8 protein-coding genes are annotated in these 17,432 nt (G+C 36.9%); 7 read left to right on the forward strand and 1 reads right to left on the reverse strand.

Translation table 11 applies throughout. From position 1 onward, the window contains the following. Nucleotides 1-580 precede the first annotated feature (580 nt). From B5473_RS09655 to B5473_RS09675, 5 genes are all read left to right on the forward strand, one after another. On the forward strand, nucleotides 581-1,249 hold the full coding sequence (locus B5473_RS09655; RefSeq protein ID WP_079524672.1) for a hypothetical protein: 669 nt from the start codon (nucleotides 581-583) through the stop codon (nucleotides 1,247-1,249). Between the two features lie 337 nt (nucleotides 1,250-1,586). Further along, a complete protein-coding gene (locus tag B5473_RS09660; protein WP_079524673.1) occupies nucleotides 1,587-3,380 on the forward strand; it encodes a bifunctional metallophosphatase/5'-nucleotidase in 1,794 nt (597 codons plus the stop codon). 64 nt (nucleotides 3,381-3,444) lie between these two features. Beyond that, a complete protein-coding gene (locus B5473_RS09665; RefSeq protein ID WP_176142062.1) occupies nucleotides 3,445-8,184 on the forward strand; it encodes an endonuclease in 4,740 nt (1,579 codons plus the stop codon). A 460-nt stretch (nucleotides 8,185-8,644) separates the two neighbouring features. Beyond that, a complete protein-coding gene (locus B5473_RS09670; RefSeq protein WP_079524675.1) occupies nucleotides 8,645-9,160 on the forward strand; it encodes a hypothetical protein in 516 nt (171 codons plus the stop codon). Between the two features lie 126 nt (nucleotides 9,161-9,286). Further along, nucleotides 9,287-10,429 (forward strand): IS3 family transposase, encoded by a 1,143-nt coding sequence (locus B5473_RS09675; RefSeq protein ID WP_079524676.1) that lies wholly within the window; start codon nucleotides 9,287-9,289, stop codon nucleotides 10,427-10,429. A gap of 194 nt (nucleotides 10,430-10,623) precedes the next feature. Here the strand turns inward: B5473_RS09675 and B5473_RS09680 are convergent, their stop codons facing one another. Beyond that, a complete protein-coding gene (locus tag B5473_RS09680; protein WP_079528648.1) occupies nucleotides 10,624-11,514 on the reverse strand; it encodes a sulfurtransferase in 891 nt (296 codons plus the stop codon). 462 nt (nucleotides 11,515-11,976) lie between these two features. On the opposite strand from B5473_RS09680, the gene B5473_RS09685 reads away from it, so the two are divergent. Beyond that, on the forward strand, nucleotides 11,977-15,513 hold the full coding sequence (locus tag B5473_RS09685; RefSeq protein WP_079524677.1) for a chitobiase/beta-hexosaminidase C-terminal domain-containing protein: 3,537 nt from the start codon (nucleotides 11,977-11,979) through the stop codon (nucleotides 15,511-15,513). Nucleotides 15,514-15,710: 197 nt separating this feature from the next. Beyond that, nucleotides 15,711-17,276 carry a sensor domain-containing diguanylate cyclase gene (locus B5473_RS09690; protein WP_079524678.1) on the forward strand — a complete coding sequence of 522 codons (1,566 nt, stop codon included), beginning with the start codon at nucleotides 15,711-15,713 and terminating at the stop codon, nucleotides 17,274-17,276. The last annotated feature ends 156 nt before the right edge of the window (nucleotides 17,277-17,432 follow it).

The raw sequence follows: 17,432 nt of genomic DNA on the forward strand, positions 1-17,432 counted from the left end.
TCCATCATTGTCATCTAAAACTAAATTTAACTATTGTTCTATGAATGTCGAATATGGGTAGGTAAATACAGGAAAAACGGAGAATGAGTACAATCGTACTCATTTCTTCATTCTGTTGCAAAACTCATATACCCATGAGTCTTTTGTCAATTTTCTTATAAAATACCCTCGAATCATAATTTTTATGAATCGTAGGGATTTTTATGTTTTTCATTTTAGGTACGGTTAGGCAAGAATAAAAGTTACTGAAAAAATATTGTCTTCATTTGTTTCAAGATAATATTGAAATGAAGATATTAGGTAATGAAAAGATTTCTAATGGATTAAATACGAATGTAAATATAGGATATTAAATAAATTCCAAATTTACTAAATTCCATATTTACATTTATTTGGAATTATATTACATTAAAACTGGGGGGATTAGTTTTTGAAATTGGTATTGACGGATCGCCGTATGCGATGAAAGTCGCCTGTACGGTGAAGGCTCGAATCGAAAACCATAACAATAATGGTATAAGACGGGAATAGCAATGAAATTCAATCAGTACTTGAACAATTAACAAAAGGCGAGGCAGAAGTGGAAGGTCAACAAACTATTGTAAGCTATAAATTTGAAGAGGGTTATGCACCTAAAATGAGTAACTTTGTATTTAATATTAACGATGGTGACGGATTTGTTACAAACAATAATTTCTTTGGTGCCACTCAAAAAATTGTTAGTGGTGTTCCTAAAGCAAGAACTGGAGAAGAAGTAGCAGCAGCAATAGTTGAACACTTTTATGTTTCAAGTAAAAAACGATTCGAACCATTAACTAATAAGTGGGATATAAAAAATGAAGGTAGTGAATTGATTTTTACTTCGAAAGCAAAGAAACCTTATAATATCTTACTTGAAGTTCCTGAAAAAGAAAATAGAGCAGAAATTAAAGGTGAATTTCTTAAGCAGCAAACAGGGATAGAGGATTATGTGGGAGTAAAACAAGTAAACAAAGTAACTTTAAACGGTGCTATTAAAGTTAACGGAGAAACAGTTATTACTTTTGAAGATGGTGAAGAAAGAGCAGAAATAACTGTTACTATTTTACAAGACGATTCATTTGCTACAATTGCAAAAAAAGTTGCAAGTGGGTTAAACAACTTAAATAATTGGGATGTAACAAATATAGATGGATCAGCGGAAGTAATCTTTACTTCTAAAGAGGCTAGAGCAGATAAGTCCATAATATTCAATATTAACAACAAATGAATTAATGTCGAATAAAATAAATTGTAGTGGATAACTAAACTGGACCTTATAAGGTAGATTTTGAAAAAATTCTATCTTATAAGGTTATTTTTTGTCATTCGAATTTAGATGGTTACGATTTTATATAAGATATTTACTATTTATTTACAAAAAAATAAATAGAATTAACATAGCATTAAAACTAGTATGTTTACATATAATGTATGGGGAAGTAATTTTTAGAAGAGTACTGACGGAACGCCGTATGCGATGAAAGTCGCCTGTACGGTGTAGGCCCGAAACGAAAGCTGCCTTTTATGCAGTATAAGACGGGAATAGCAATTTTATTTTATCAGTTATGCATATGAATGACACCCATGCAAGTTTAGCCAATGCAGCTAAAGCTGTTACAGCTGTAAAACAGGTTAGGGGGTCTAAACCAGATAGTTTATTATTACATGCGGGAGATGTATTCTCAGGTACATTATACTTTAATGAATTTAAAGGGCAAGCAGATGTGGCTGTTATGAATTTAATGAAATATGATGCAATGACTTTTGGTAACCATGAGTTTGATTTGGGTAATAGTAATGAAGGTCATCAGGCGTTAGTAGATTTCATTGAAGGAGCAGACTTTCCGTTTGTCAGCTCAAATGTAGATTTTTCCAATGATAATAAATTTAAAGGATTATTTTCTGATTTAATTTCAAGTAATCCTGAAAAAGGACAAATCTATAACGGAATTATTAAAGAGATTAATGGTGAAAAAGTAGGGGTTTTTGGTCTAACGACTGCAGAAACAAAGGGAATTTCAAGCCCTGGAGCTGTTCAATTTGAAGATTATTTGAAAGAAGCTGAAAAAGCAGTAGCAGCTTTCAAGGATAAGGGTGTAAATAAGATTATTGCTCTTACTCATATCGGTTTTGATGACAATGCAGCAGTCGATAATGATATGAAACTAGCTAAAGAAGTAGAGGGAATCGATATTATTGTTGGCGGTCATACCCATACAGAGTTGAAGGATCCGTTTGTAGTAAAGAATGATCAAACACCGACAGTCATTGTTCAAGCAAAAGCCAACAATGAATACTTAGGTGTAGTGGATGTTGAGTTTGATAAGAACGGTGTAGTTATAAAGAACAATGGGCAACTTATCGAGATTGGTAAACTTGCAGAAGACACAGAAGCTGTAAATATATTAAAACCTTTTAAAGAACAGGTAGATAAGGTAGCAGCAGAAAAAATAGGCGTTCAAGCAGACATTGCTTTAGAAAATCCACGTACAGGTGGGGATAATACTAAACCAAGCGTACGTAAAAATGAAACAATTTTAGGGGATTTAATTACTGATGGTATGCTGGTGAAAGCAAAGCAGTTCACTGGTAAAAATGTTGTAATGGCTTTACAAAACGGTGGAGGTATTCGGGCAGCGATTCCGGCAGGAGAAATTACAGTAGGTCAGGTAATTGAAGTGCTTCCTTTTGGGAATACGTTAGCCGTAATGGATGTAACAGGTGCTGAGCTAAAGGCGGCATTTGAGCACAGTTTGAAATTATATCCAGTAGAAAATGGTGGTTTCCTGCATGTAGCGGGCGCTAAAGTAGAGTATAATTCTTCAAAACCAGCCGGCAGCCGTGTTGTATCCATCAAGTATAAAGATGAGTCAGATAACTATGTGAATATTCAAGACAACGTAACATACACGGTAGCTACAAATGCATTTACAGCTCAAGGCGGAGATGACTTTACAATGTTTAGAGCAGCTTATGACGCTGGGCGTGTAATAGATCTGGGCTTATCAGACTGGGAAAACTTCATGGACCATTTAAAATCTTTAAATACATTACCTACTTCTACTGAAGGGCGTATTGTAGATGTATTTGTACAACAGCCAAATGAAGTATCACCTGTTGACTTCAACGGAACTGAAGAGGAACCTAAAGTATTTACGGGAAGTATAAAAGTAGATGTATCAAATATTTCTGAATTAAAAAATGCTGAAGTTAAAGGGGATTTAATTCTTTTGGGGGTTGTTGCTGATAAATTACTACTTTCAAACATTAAAGTAGAGGGCAACCTTTTATTAAGTGATTTAAATACAGAAGCAGTTGATTTTGACGGGATTGAAGTAGCAGAAGAAACGGTTCTTTAAACTGAAAAGCCTTCTTCAAATGAAGAAGGCCATTATTTTGCCAAAACCAAAAGGAGCTAAAAACATGTATAATCGGAAGTTGAAAAAATCACTAAACGCATTATTAGCAACAAGCTTAGTAGCAAGCGTAGTAGTGCCTGCTGCACCTGTTGTCACGCACGCAGAAACGTTGGCGACAGATTTGATTATTTCGGAGTATATTGAGGGAAGTAGTTACAACAAAGCAATAGAAATCTACAATGGTACTGGTGCATCAGTTAATTTAAGTGAATATACTTTAGAACTGCATACAAATGGTATTGATACTGCAGATAAAAGTGTACCAATGTCAGGTGTTTTAGAGCATGGCGATGTATATGTTGTATATCATAAAGATGCAAATCCTGCTATCAAAGCAGTTGGTGATTTGGAAAATAGTGTAGTAGCTAACTTTAACGGAGATGATCCAGTTGTATTAAGAAAATCTGGAGTCATAGTAGATTCTATCGGCCAAGCTGGAGCGCGGATTAATAATAAGGCTGATGTTACATTAGTAAGAAATAGTAATATTACTAGAGGTGATACAAATATTACTGATTCTTTTGATCCCACTTCAGAATGGACTAATTTAGGGAAAGATAATTTCAGTAATATTGGATCCCATACCATGGATAGTGGAGCTGTAACACCACCTGATGAATCAAAGGTTGCAATGGTATCAGCCTCCCATCCTTCATCCACAGTTTCAAAGGGGACAGAAATCACATTATCTACTGCTACTGATGGAGCGGTGATTTACTACACAACAGATGGTTCAGAGCCAAGTGCTGAAAAGGGCACTCAATATAGTAAACCATTAGTGATTGATCAAACAACAACGATTAAAGCGATAGCTATTGCGGAAGGAATGGAAAACAGCGAGGTAACAACTTTCACTTATACTGTAACCAATGAAGCGGAACTTCCAACGATTGCCGAGGTGCGTGGTCAGGCTACAGGAACAACTGTAACTGTAAAAGGGAAAGTTGCAGCTAACCTGAAAAATACAATCTCTATCCAGGATGAAACAGGGGGGATTGCTGTTCGTCCTACAGGCTTGGGTGTAAATGTTGGCGATGAAGTAATATTGACTGGTAAGTTAGCGGACTTCAGAGGACTTTTGCAGTTGGATGGTGCCACTATTGTGGATAAAACTACAGGTGGTAAAGAGCCGGAAGCAAAAGTTGTAGCAGTTGGTGATATTAATGAAACACTTGAATCACAGCTTGTAACAGTAAAGAATACAACATTAACGATTGATTCATCCGGAAGCGGCTGGGTAAATTATAAAGCGGTTGACGAGTTGGGGAATCATATTTTAATTCGTGATGAAACAGGCCAATTGGATTTACTGCGGGCGGATGGCGATTATGAAAGCATTACCGGTATTGTGCAGCAATATGATAAGGACTATCAAATCATACCGCGTTCATCGCTTGATATTGTTGAGGATAGTACAATATTAAAACCGGCAGTTGCTTCGCCTGGTTCCGGAACTTATGTTGGAAAACAAACAGTAATATTATCTACTCCAACGGCAGACGCAAAAATTTACTATACAGTGAACGGTTATGAGCCAACAGCTGAAAGTACCGAGTATTCGTCACCTATTGAAATCATAGAGGATACTACGTTAAAAGCGATAGTAGTAAAAGATGGGGTCTTGAGTGAGGTCGCAACATTCGACTATAAAATTACGGATGGACTGCAGATCCATGATATTCAGGGAGCTGGTCATGCAACATCATTTAATAATGAAAACGTGGAAGTAGAAGGAATTGTGACCTATGAATTTATGTTAAATGGCGCATATTATTACACAATCCAGACGCCAGATGAGTTAGCAGATAAAAATCCGTATACATCTGAAGCAATTTTCTTATATGCTGGTACGAAGGCTTGGCCGGTTGAAATTGGGGATTTAGTGAAAGTAACGGGTAAAGTTAGCGAGTATGCATATGACGGGTACAGTGACCGCCAGGCAACCGATTTGAAGACAACACAGATTAATGTACGAGATGACCAAGGCGGGCAAGTAGAACTTATTAAAAGAGGTGTATTGCTTCCGGAAACTATCCCATTAGATGAGACTAATATTAGTTTTACTACAATCGATAATGACCAGTTCACTAAATTCGACCCTGAAGAAGATGCAATCGATTTTTGGGAAAGCATTGAAGGGATGCGTGTGAGTGTTGGTAATGTAAAAGCAGTATCTCCTCAGGAACATGGTGACTTAATCACAGTGCTTGAGAGTGAGCCGACTAACTCATTACATGGCGGCGTTTTATATGAGGAAGGTAAGACAAATCCTAATCGTATACAGTTCCGTCTAGAACCAAATGGTGCTGCACGTAATTTTGAGGTAGCGACAGGTGATAAATTTGCAGGTCCTATTACAGGAATTGTAGGCTATTCTTATCAAAACTATAAAATTTATGCTGAATTAGAAGAGATGAAGGACAAGCATAAAAAAGGGTCGGCTACTCCTGAAAAAACAACAATTGAAAAAGATGACAAGAAGCTGACGATGGCATCTTATAATCTGGAAAATTTCTCTAATAACGAGAAAGAAACATCTGATGCCAAGGTAGGTAGACTGGTTCGAGCATTCGTTGATGATATGCAAAGTCCAGATATTATCGGGGTAACGGAAGTACAGGACAATAATGGTTCAAGTGCCGGAAATTCAAACGCAGATGAAAGTTATAAACGTTTAATTACTGCAATTGAAGCTGCTGGTGGTCCGGAATATAAATATTTGAATATTGATCCTGTTAATAATGAAGACGGTGGAGCGCCTAATGCGAATATCCGTGTAGGTTTCCTTTATAATCCTGAGCGTGTTGGACTGCCTGAAGATATTAAAGCAGGAGATGCGACATCAGCTGTTGGTTACGAGAACGGGAAATTGACATTAAATCCAGGGCGCATCGATCCTACTAATTCAGCATTTAACAGCAGCCGTAAGCCATTAGCTGCACAATTTACTTTTAACGGTGAAGATGTTATTGCTATTGTCAACCATTGGAATTCCAAGTCAGGAGATACACCTTTATTCGGATCGATACAACCGCCTGTTTATGAAAGTGAAGTACAACGTAAAAAAATTGCAAAAATCGTGTATGATTTTGTTGCAGACATTAAATCTAAAAATCCGAATGCGAATATAGTATCTGTAGGAGACTTTAACGATTATCAGTTTGCTGATGCTTTAAAGATTCATGAAGGTCAGTTAATGACGAATATGATCAACAAAGTAGAAGAAAAGGATCGTTACACATATTTATATCAAGGAAACTCACAAGTATTGGATCACATTTTAGTTTCAAACAACTTAGCGAAAAATACTGAAATTGATATTTTGCACATCAATGCGGACTTTACAGATATGGCTGGCCGTGCAAGTGATCATGATCCGGTAATGGTACAGATTGATTTACATGCCTCAGGAGAAGTGCAAGAACCGATTAAAGCAGAAAAAGTCTATACATTTACTGGATTTAAAACAAAAAAATTAGTAATCATAAAGCCGAGTGTGGAAATGCACCTTGATGGAAATTCGCAGATTAATGAAGGGATTACAGTTAATAGTAATTTTAGTGAATTCCATGGTGACGGTTTTAAAACAACAGTTATCACTGTGAAGCCACAAGATGCAGGAGCTATTGTTGATTTAAAAGGCACAGAACTGAAAAAGCTTGTTATTGATGGAACAAATGTTAGTGAAATCAGAGGTGCAGAAAATATTCAGGAAATTGAATATATTAATGGTGCAAAAGCAGAAAATATTAAAATAACGAATGGTAAAGGGGATCCGATTACGGGTCCTTCTTTTCCTTCTGAGAACCGTGCGCCCCTCATTATAAAGTCTTTTGAAAATAAAACTGTCAACGTAGTCGAAGAAATAAAGCTTTCGCTAAGTGAACACTTTTCTGATCCGGATGGAGATAAACTCAGTTTTTCTGCTACAAAAGGTATGGTTGATGGGGATGTATTAACATTAAATTTACAGGCAGGCAGCCATATTGTTGGTGTAACAGCGACAGATGGAAAAGAGAGTGTTACTGCGCAATTTACTTTAAACGTTAAGGAAATTGAGGGAAACGATTATTATAAAACGGCTTACGGAAAAGAAGGGCAGGCATTAAAACAGGCGCTGCATGAAATTATAGATGATCAAAAAATTCTTTCTTATGCAAAAGCTTGGGAAGCACTTCGCGAAACGGATGAAGATCCAAATAACCCGAACAATGTGTTGTTGTTTTATTCAGCAAAATCCATTTCAAAAACGAGCAATGGTGGCAATACAGGAAACTGGAATCGTGAGCATGTATGGGCAAAGTCCCATGGTAATTTTGGGACTAGTAACGGTCCTGGAACAGACATTCATCATCTTCGTCCGACAGATGTACAAGTTAACAGTTCACGAGGCAATCTTGATTTTGATGAAGGTGGTAGTGCTGTAACAGGTTGTTCAGGGTGCTTTAAAGATTCGGATTCCTTTGAGCCGCCTAATGAGGTAAAGGGTGATGTTGCACGTATTTTATTCTATATGGCAACACGTTATGAAAAAGGTGATCGAGTAGATTTAGAGTTAAATGAAAAGGTGAATAACGGAAGTAATCCTTATCACGGAAAATTGTCGATTCTCTTAAAATGGCATAAACAAGACCCTGTAAGTGAATTTGAAAAAAAACGTAACGAGAAGATTTTTGAATGGCAAGGGAACCGAAATCCTTTTATTGACCATCCGGAGTGGGTGGAATTGATTTGGGCGGAGTAAAGGAAGAATCTTCTTTATATTAATGTAAGAGTCAATCTCTACATAGCTGATGCTGTGTAGAGTTTTTTTATTGGCATAAATTTATTGAGAATATTGATGTAAAAGACAGTATGGTCATTTTAACAAATGCCAAAATAATTTAACATAGAAAAAGAAAGATGCAAAATAATAAAGATGTACTTTAGCTAATTTTATTTACTCACTCAAATTAATAGTGACAAATAATATAAAAAGGATTATTATACTAATGGGGAAATAAATTCTATATAGAAAGAACTATTGTTGACGGATCGCCATATGCGATGAAAGTCGCCTGTATGGTGAAGGCTCGTTATAAAACCAAGAAATAGGAAGGTAATAAGGCGAGAATAGCGCACCAATAACTTTAGCAGTAATAAATCAACCTATATGGAATGATGATGTAATCGAGTGGACTGATATATTAGATGAGAATGGATATATGGTAAAGCTTTATAAAGATTCTATTCTGATCAGTACATTTGATGATATATTGGCAAATTCAAATAGCTTTGATCTATCGGCAGCAATAGCTGCAAACGGTGATGGAAATTATACAGCGACTGTAACTGCATTAGGTAACGGAATAACATCCATTGATGGAGCAGAATCATTAATCTCTCCGTTAAAGGTTAAGATTAGTAATCAAGCGCCTACTGTAACATTATCATTTAATGAGCATATTTCAGACTTAGGCAATGCATTGAATGGTTATTATGGGCAAACAGTTATGATTTATAATGGTAGATTTAGCGATCCAAATAGCGGGGATGTCTTAAATTTTACATTTAGTTCATCAAATCCAGATATAGTGACTATTAAAGACATAGGAAACGGAATGGTACAATTTACTAGAATCTTAAATCCAGTTAATCCAGTAGATGTAACTTTCACGATAACTGCCGATGACGGAAAAGGTGGAAGGGTTTCAGATATTTTTAAAGTTACTATTAATTAAAAAATGAAGATTTAAAAACCTCACCATATCAATAGGCACTGACCTAATTTAATGAGACAAATAAAAACACCTTTCGTTGAAAAACGGGTATTAAACCTAGTAAATCAACGTGGAGGTGTTTTTTCTATGGGTACAAGAGTAAGCTATCCAGCAGAAGTGAAAATGAAAGCAATTGAAATGAAGTTATCAGGCATTCCTGCAAAGCAAATAATGGACGAATTGAATATTAAAAATGTTAGTCAATTAAAAACATGGATGAAGTGGTATAAAACTGGCGAAATACATCGACTTCATCAGCCAGTGGGGAAACAATATTCTTTCGGAAAAGGGCCTGAGTTTGATTCAGAGGAATCCCGTTTACAGACTGAAAATCGTTATTTAAAACAGCAAGTGGAAGTGCTAAAAAAGTACAAGGAAATTGGAAAGGAAGTGGTTGGACAAGCATTTGTAGAAGTAGTAGAGGCACTTAGAGGCCAAATTTCTGTACAAAGAATCTGTGAATTAATGGGTGTGGCAAGGGCCACGTATTATCGTTGGAGAAAACAGAAAGGTACACAAACGACAAAAGAAAAACGAGATCAAGATGTTGGTGAAAAATGTGCAGCGCATAAATACCGATATGGTTATCGTAAAATCGCAAGTTTCTTTCCTAATTTAGCCGAGAAAACGGTTCAAAAAATCATGCAAAAATATAATTGGTCATGTCGTGTAAAAGTAAAGAAACGTAAGCGTACGGGGCAACCAACGAGTATAGCACCTAATCATTTAGAACGTAATTTCCACACTACTGAGCCATTTCAAAAGCTCGTAACCGATATTACTTACTTGCCTTTTGGCCAATCGATGTTATATCTTTCAAGTATTATGGACTTATACAACGGCGAAATTATTGCGTACACAATTGGAACGACACAGGATACACAATTCGTATTGGACACACTGAGTCAAGTAGAAGGAATCTCAAGTGAGGCGATTCTTCATAGCGATCAAGGGTCGGTCTATACATCTTACGAATATCAAAAACAAGTAAAAGAAAAAGGAATTACCATGAGTATGTCCCGTAAAGGCACACCAGCTGATAATTCCCCAATCGAAACGTTTCACTCCTCGCTAAAGTCCGAAACGTTCTATCTCGACGGAATCCACAGCACAACGAATGCATGTGTGATTCGAATCGTCGAAGAGTATATAAATTATTATAACAATATCCGTATTCAAATGAAACTAAACAACCAGTCGCCGGTGCAATACCGTCAACTGGTTGTTTAGAAGGTGTTTTCTTACTGTCTCAAAAAAGGCAGTCAGTGCCATATTGGTGAGGTTTTTAATAATTGCCAAATATTTTTTTAGTATCAAATAATTTAATAATTTCTATAAGTAGATAAGTATGGGATATAACGTACAGTTACAGACAAATCGCTATAAAGCAACTTCATCTACTGTTATAATAAAATTTGTTTTATTTACCCCGTCACCAGCGGACAACTCTCATCAGCAGCCCACTCATTCAACGATCCATCATATAATGCCACATTTTCTTGTCCTAATTTATTCAGCAACAACGCGTTCCATGTCGCAGCAATTCCGCCACCACAATAAGTAATCACTTTTTTAGAAGGATCAAGTGCCCCTAATTTTTCAAAGGTAGCACGTAATGTGGCATCATCTTTCAGTAACCGTGTTTCCGGGTTTGAATGGGATCCGAAGAACGCATGCTTGCTTCCCGGGATATGACCAGGGCGCGGGTATGTTGTTGTTTCACCTCGGAAGTCTGCCTCTGACAAACTGTTGATTAATACAATATTTTCATCACCTAAAGCTGCTTTTACATCTTCTTTTGATACAATTAGATGCTCGCGGCGTTCTCCTGGAAATGGCGCAGGCTCATAGTGGGAGATTACTGATTCTGTTGGACGACCATCAAGCTTCCACTTACGGAATCCGCCGTCCAGTACAGCTACATTATCAAAGCCTTCATATTTTAATTGCCAGCGTAAACGCGCCGACCAGTCGGATGCTAATATATCTACATTTACTAATGGCCCGCGGTCATAAATTACTACATAAGTTTCCTCAGTAATTCCTAAAGGTTCCACCGCTTTCAGAAATTGCTCTCTTGTTGCAATTGTGAATGGTGCCTTTCCTTCAGGGTTAGTAAAGTCTTTCAGTAAATCAGCATAAGCCGCTCCGGGAATATGCTCTTCCTTATAAGCTTCGAACCCGGACCATAGTTCTGGAAACCCTTTACCTTCAGGAATTTTTAAGAATGTTGATGCATCAATTAAGCGTAAATTTGGATCTTCCAGACGTGCCTCTAACCAGTCACCGTCCACTACATAAGGAATATTTCTCATCATTATCAAGCTCCTTTTAAATTATTCTTATTGAATTACTCTGTATAAATTTTACTTTAGCATGAATTATTGGTGAGTTCTATTTGCTGCTTTGGTAAGTAGACAAATCTAACTGAATTTAGATTAGCCAGCTGTGATAAGTAATGAATGTAGAAATTTTATGGAATAAGTAGAATTAACTATATACGAAGCAGATATTATTAATGAGAAATAAGACCCTAATTAATATAATAGGAGAAATTACTCTATTAGACATTTCTGAAATTTAATAAAATTTAAATATTGGATAAATATAACTTTAATATTCAAGTGATTTAATGTTGAAGTAGGTGTTCTAATTAAAAGAGAATTTTTTAGAGCAAGTTAGAATTCATTTAATCTCCCAAAGCAAGCCCTTTAACTAAATAAAGAAGGGTTTGCTTTTTTTGAGATATAAAAAATAAATTATAAGGAGCTAAACAAATGAATAATAATGGACTCAATTACGTTTCCAAAATTGTTTTATCATTTTTACTAGTACTATCCATGATTTTACCTCACTTTTCAGTTGTGAAAGCAGAAACAACTGGTGCTATTGGAGTTGGAGATGCAATCAGTCAGTTTAATCCGGATTCAGTTAAGCCTGATGTAACAGTAGAGGGTTATATAGTAGGGTTTGCGAAAAGTGAAACCTCTTATGTAGTAGAAGCTGAAACCGATACGAACATTGCCATCGCGGACACTCCGGGTGAAACCGATGTAACGAAAATGCTCTACATTCAATTACCGAGTTCACCAGCTTCGATCAGAGCTGAATTTGGTTTGAAAACGAATCCTGGCAATCTTGGCAAAAAAGTAGTAATTACAGGTTCGCTGGAAAAGTACTTTGGTAACCATGCAGGGTTGAAATCACCTATTACGCTCATTCAATTTGTTGGTGATGCAACCGATCCAGAAGAACCAACACAAGTAGCAACTGTAAAAGCTTCCCCGACAGCCGGCGAAGTTTATGCAGGAACAAAAGTAACACTAACAACGGCTACTCCAAATGCAACGATTTATTACACAACTGATGGTTCTGAACCGACGACAGAAAGTACAGTTTATGATGCATCATCAAGTATTGTTATTAATGAACCAACGACGATCAAAGCATTCGCAACAGCAACAGAACTGGATAATAGTGAAGTTGCAACATTTGCCTACACAATCAAAACAGCACCAACAGCCATCTCAATTGAATCGGCACGCAATAAAGCGATTGGTGATGAAGTAATTGTTTCGGGTATTGTCACAGCAAAACTGGAAACAGCGACAGCGCATATTCAGGACGAAACGGGTGCAGCAATTGCAATTTACCCAGCGGACAGTCTTACAGCAAAAGTTGGAGACCTTGTTACAGTTCAAGGGACAGTCGATGAATACAGTGGGCTTAAACAGTTAAAGAATATTTCTCTTGTTGGCACACCAGCAGCTGCGGCTTTACCAGAGCCGCAATTTATAACAAGTGAAGGAATTGCAGAAGATAATGAATCACGATTAGTAACACTGAAAGATGTAGAGATTACCGGGTCTGGCCAAAACTTTACGGGAACAGATGCAGCCGGTACATTTGCAATTTATGATAAATTAAGAGATTCAGGTTTAGAAAGTGGTAAAACGTACGGAGAAATTACAGGGATTGTTGGTCAGTTTACAAACCATCAGCTTCTTCCAATCCGAATTATTGAAGATACAACTAAAGTACAGGATATCCAAGCTTCACATTCAGGCTACGTAACAGCCGGCACGAGTGTAACACTTTCTACAATTACTGAAGGTGCAAAAATTTATTACACAGTGGATGGTTCATTACCAACTACAGCAAGTGCAGAATATACGGAACCTATTACTGTCAATGACGCGATGACGATTAAAGCTATTGGAGTTAAAGAAGGCTTAACTAGCAGCGCGGTTGCAACATTCATTTATGAAATCATTAATCTGGATGATGCGACGATCAGCGACATTCAAGGTGCAAGTCATACTTCGCCGTATGCAGGGCTACAAGTAAATGAAGTAGATGGAGTCGTTACATTTGTAATTGACGGTTCGAATTTCATTATGCAGGAAAATACACCGTTCGATGGTGTGAAATCTACTGCAATTAAAGTGAACAAATCATCGCATGGTATCGCGGTAGGAGATGCAGTGAAAGTAACGGGTACTGTAAATGAAGTTGGCGGGAATACGCGTTTAAAAGATACGCAGATTGCAGCCGTAACGGTTGAAAAAACAGGTACTGATGCTGTTCCTAAAACGCTTGTTATCGGCGAAGATTTATTCCCGCCAAACAAAATTATCGATAATGACAGTTTCGGAACTTTTGACCCGCAGGAAGACGGAATCGATTTCTGGGAATCAATTGAATATATGCTTGTGTCTTTCCCAGATGCAAGAGTAGTAGGACCGATGTATAACAATGATTCACCAATCGTCGTTCCTAATACAACAAACAATACATTTAACGATAATGGCGGTCTAAATATTGCTGCCGATGATTACAATCCTGAAAAAATTATGCTTGAAGGTGTATCAGCGAAAAACTATGAATCAGGCGATCGCTTTAATGATGCATTGATCGGATTTGTAGAGAACTTCTCTGACGGCTATAGACTAAATACGAATAAAGTATTCCCGGAAGTGACAAAGGCGAACATTCAGCAGGAAGTAACGCATCTTGAACCCGTAGCGGACAAGCTGAACTTTGCATCTTACAATATCGAAAACTTTTCGAATAATACGGATAATACATCCGATGAAAAAGCAGCAAAAATCGCTTCAACATTTGTGAATAATATGAAGTCACCGGATATTATTACATTAGTGGAAGTACAGGATAATGACGGTCAAACAGATTCAGGAAATGCCGATGCATCAGAAAGCTACTTGCGATTAATTAACGAAATTACAGTAGCAGGTGGTCCTCAGTATGACTGGATTGATGTTACGCCGATTAATAACACAAGCGGTGGTGCACCAGGCGGAAATATCCGAGTAGGTTACTTGTACAACCCTGCACGTGTTTCACTTGTTGAAGGGGCAAAAGGAACAGGTGAGCAGGCGAATGCATGGACAGAAGAAGGCAGTCTTGCATTGAATCCAGGTTTTGTGAATCCTTCAAAATTTGAAGATACACGTAAACCGATTGCGGCAGAATTTGAATTCCAGGAGGAGCGCATTGTTGTTATTGGGGCACATTTGAATTCTAAAGGTGGAGATGATTCATTATGGGGTCCAACACAGCCACCGGTTTTAGGATCTGAAAAAGAGCGTATTGAGCTTGCACAAGTAATCAACGACTTTATCGATGAAGGACTTGCCAAAGATCCGGACATCAACATTGTCGTAGCAGGTGATATGAATGACTTTGAATTTACACCGGCTCTTGAAGCATTAAAAGGTGATGTTTTAACGAATATGGTAGACAAGGCTCCTGTGGAAGATCGTTTCAGCTACTACTTCCAAGGTAACAACCAAGTGCTGGATCATATTTTAGTTTCTAACAATCTTGCTGAAGTAACGGAGATTGATATGATTCATATTAATGCGAATTTTACTGAAGCACAGGGCCGCGCATCAGACCATGATCCGGTACTAGTCCAAATTGATTTGAAATCAGATAAAGAAGAAACACCGGAGCCGATTATTCCGGAAAATGTGTACAATTATAGTAACTATAAAACAGGCAAGTTAATTATGAACCGCCCAAGTATTTCCCTTACATTAGGTGAAAATACAAATATTAAAAACGGTATTGCGGTATTCAGTGAATATGCCGAATTCCACGGAACAGGGTTTGCAGACAAAACTGTAACGATCAGTCCGAAAAAAGGAAATGCGATTATTGATTTCGCAGGAACAAAAATAGGTAAAATAATCATTGAAGGCAACAATGTAAAAGAAATACGTAATCTGCCATCCGATGCGAATATTACGTATACAAAAGGAGCATCACCAGAAACAATTGAGTTTAAATAATAGATAATAACAAGTAGCATCACCAAATCAGGAAATTGATTTGGTGATGCTTTTTTACTGGCTCAATACATAAGTTCCTAACAAGATTGTCATAAAAATATTGCATATGCTAAAAAGAATGCAATCACGCTATGTTATAATACTAGCAATTATATTAAATCAAATATACCTGCCTATATTTGGACTAGGAGATTGTAATGTTTTCGTTACGAAATATCGTTAAATTAAAATATTTGTTCATTTCAGTCATTGCCCTTGCCTTTGTACTTTCTACGCTTATCAGTGTTTATAGTAACTACAAAGGGAATATGAAATTAATGCAAGAACAGACACTGGAAAATAATCGGGTATACGCGCTGAAATTAGCGGAAACAGTCGATAAATTTATTGTTAATTCAACTAATACGATTCGTTATAGTGCAGCAGAGATTGCCTATGACTTTGAAAATATAAATAAATTGCAGGAAGTAGCAAATCGTCTTTACTTACAAGGAGATACGTTTAGCTCTGTACTCATTGTTGATGAGGAAGACAATATTATAGTAAACGCACCGCAATCTCTCGGAGAAGCAGGAAAGAAAGTTCTCTCCACAAATGGAATGGAAAACTATGATAAACATGAGCCGTTCATTTCGGATCCATATATTTCGCCAACAGGACGTAAAATGATTGTTATTTCAATGCCGATTTATGAAGAACAAGGAACGTTTAAAGGGTTTGTGAGTGGCAGTATCTACTTATACGACTCCAATATTTTTGAATCGATTCTAGGTGAGCATCCTTATGAAAATGGATCTTATGTGTATGTAGTCGATAACAAAGGGAAAATTATTTATCATCCAAATAAAGCAAGTTTAGGGGCAGATGCTTCCAAAAGCGAGGTAGTTGTTCAATTATTAAAAGAAAAACGTGGTGCTCTAGAAGCTGTAAACGCATTTGACCAGCCGATGCTTACGGGTTATAGCCAAAGTGAAAAAACAAGGTGGGGGATCATTGTCCAAACACCTTATGATGAAGCGCTTAGTATGGTAGGGCAACAAGTGGTAAGTGTGTTTAAAATTGGTTTACCATTCATTTTATTCTCATCAGTTGTCGTATTTTTATTGGCTAGCCATATTGTCCGTCCTCTTGAAAAAATAGCGGAGATCTCAGAAATCAGTGTGAAAGATCAGGAAATGAAAAAGCTCAAGGGAATCCGTGCATGGTATTACGAAGTGTATAAAATACAGGAAGCACTCATCCATAGTTTTTCTGTTTTACATGGTAAAGTGAATACACTGAAAGAAGAAACATCAACAGATTCATTAACTAAGCTATTGAACCGCCATACTTTTGAAGAGAAAATTAAAGTGATTACAGAGCAGCAAAAAGACTATACGCTCGTCATGTTGGACTTAGACTGGTTTAAATCTATTAATGATACGTATGGGCATATTGCAGGGGATGAAGTACTGCAAGTTTTAGCAAATAAATTAAAAGAATCGTTACAAGAAGATGATTTAGCATGTCGATATGGGGGAGAAGAATTTATTCTTGTCTTTACAGAAACAACAATTGAAGATGCTTATGAACGCGTTGAATTGCTTCGGTCAAATGTTCAGCAAATTATCAGTCCTGAAGGAGAACCCCTTACATTTTCGGCTGGGATGGCAAATTATCCGCTACATGGTGGCGAGCTAAAGGCTATTATTGCAAAAGCGGATGAAGCGTTATATAAAGCGAAAGATAACGGGCGCAATCGTGTAGAAGTCACAAATGCATAATTTAAAAATTCATTCTTTCTTTAAAATTGAGGAACTGGTTACTCTACATGGCTTTTGCTGTGTGGAGTTTTTTAGTTGGGATTGAAAAATCTATACAGAAGAATGGTAAAAATTATTCAAATTTATAAAGGATGTTCCAGTTAATTGATAAATCAC

This window comes from Solibacillus isronensis (assembly GCF_900168685.1).
Classification (GTDB): domain Bacteria; phylum Bacillota; class Bacilli; order Bacillales_A; family Planococcaceae; genus Solibacillus; species Solibacillus isronensis_A.

Bases quoted from the DNA above. Each gene is read 5' to 3' on its own strand.
- B5473_RS09660 (WP_079524673.1), top strand. From the start codon at position 1,587: ATGCATATGAATGACACCCATGCAAGTTTAGCCAATGCAGCTAAAGCT.
- B5473_RS09665 (WP_176142062.1), top strand. From the start codon at position 3,445: ATGTATAATCGGAAGTTGAAAAAATCACTAAACGCATTATTAGCAACA.
- B5473_RS09670 (WP_079524675.1), top strand. From the start codon at position 8,645: ATGGTAAAGCTTTATAAAGATTCTATTCTGATCAGTACATTTGATGAT.
- B5473_RS09675 (WP_079524676.1), top strand. From the start codon at position 9,287: ATGGGTACAAGAGTAAGCTATCCAGCAGAAGTGAAAATGAAAGCAATT.
- B5473_RS09680 (WP_079528648.1), bottom strand. From the start codon at position 11,514: ATGAGAAATATTCCTTATGTAGTGGACGGTGACTGGTTAGAGGCACGT.
- B5473_RS09685 (WP_079524677.1), top strand. From the start codon at position 11,977: ATGAATAATAATGGACTCAATTACGTTTCCAAAATTGTTTTATCATTT.
- B5473_RS09690 (WP_079524678.1), top strand. From the start codon at position 15,711: ATGTTTTCGTTACGAAATATCGTTAAATTAAAATATTTGTTCATTTCA.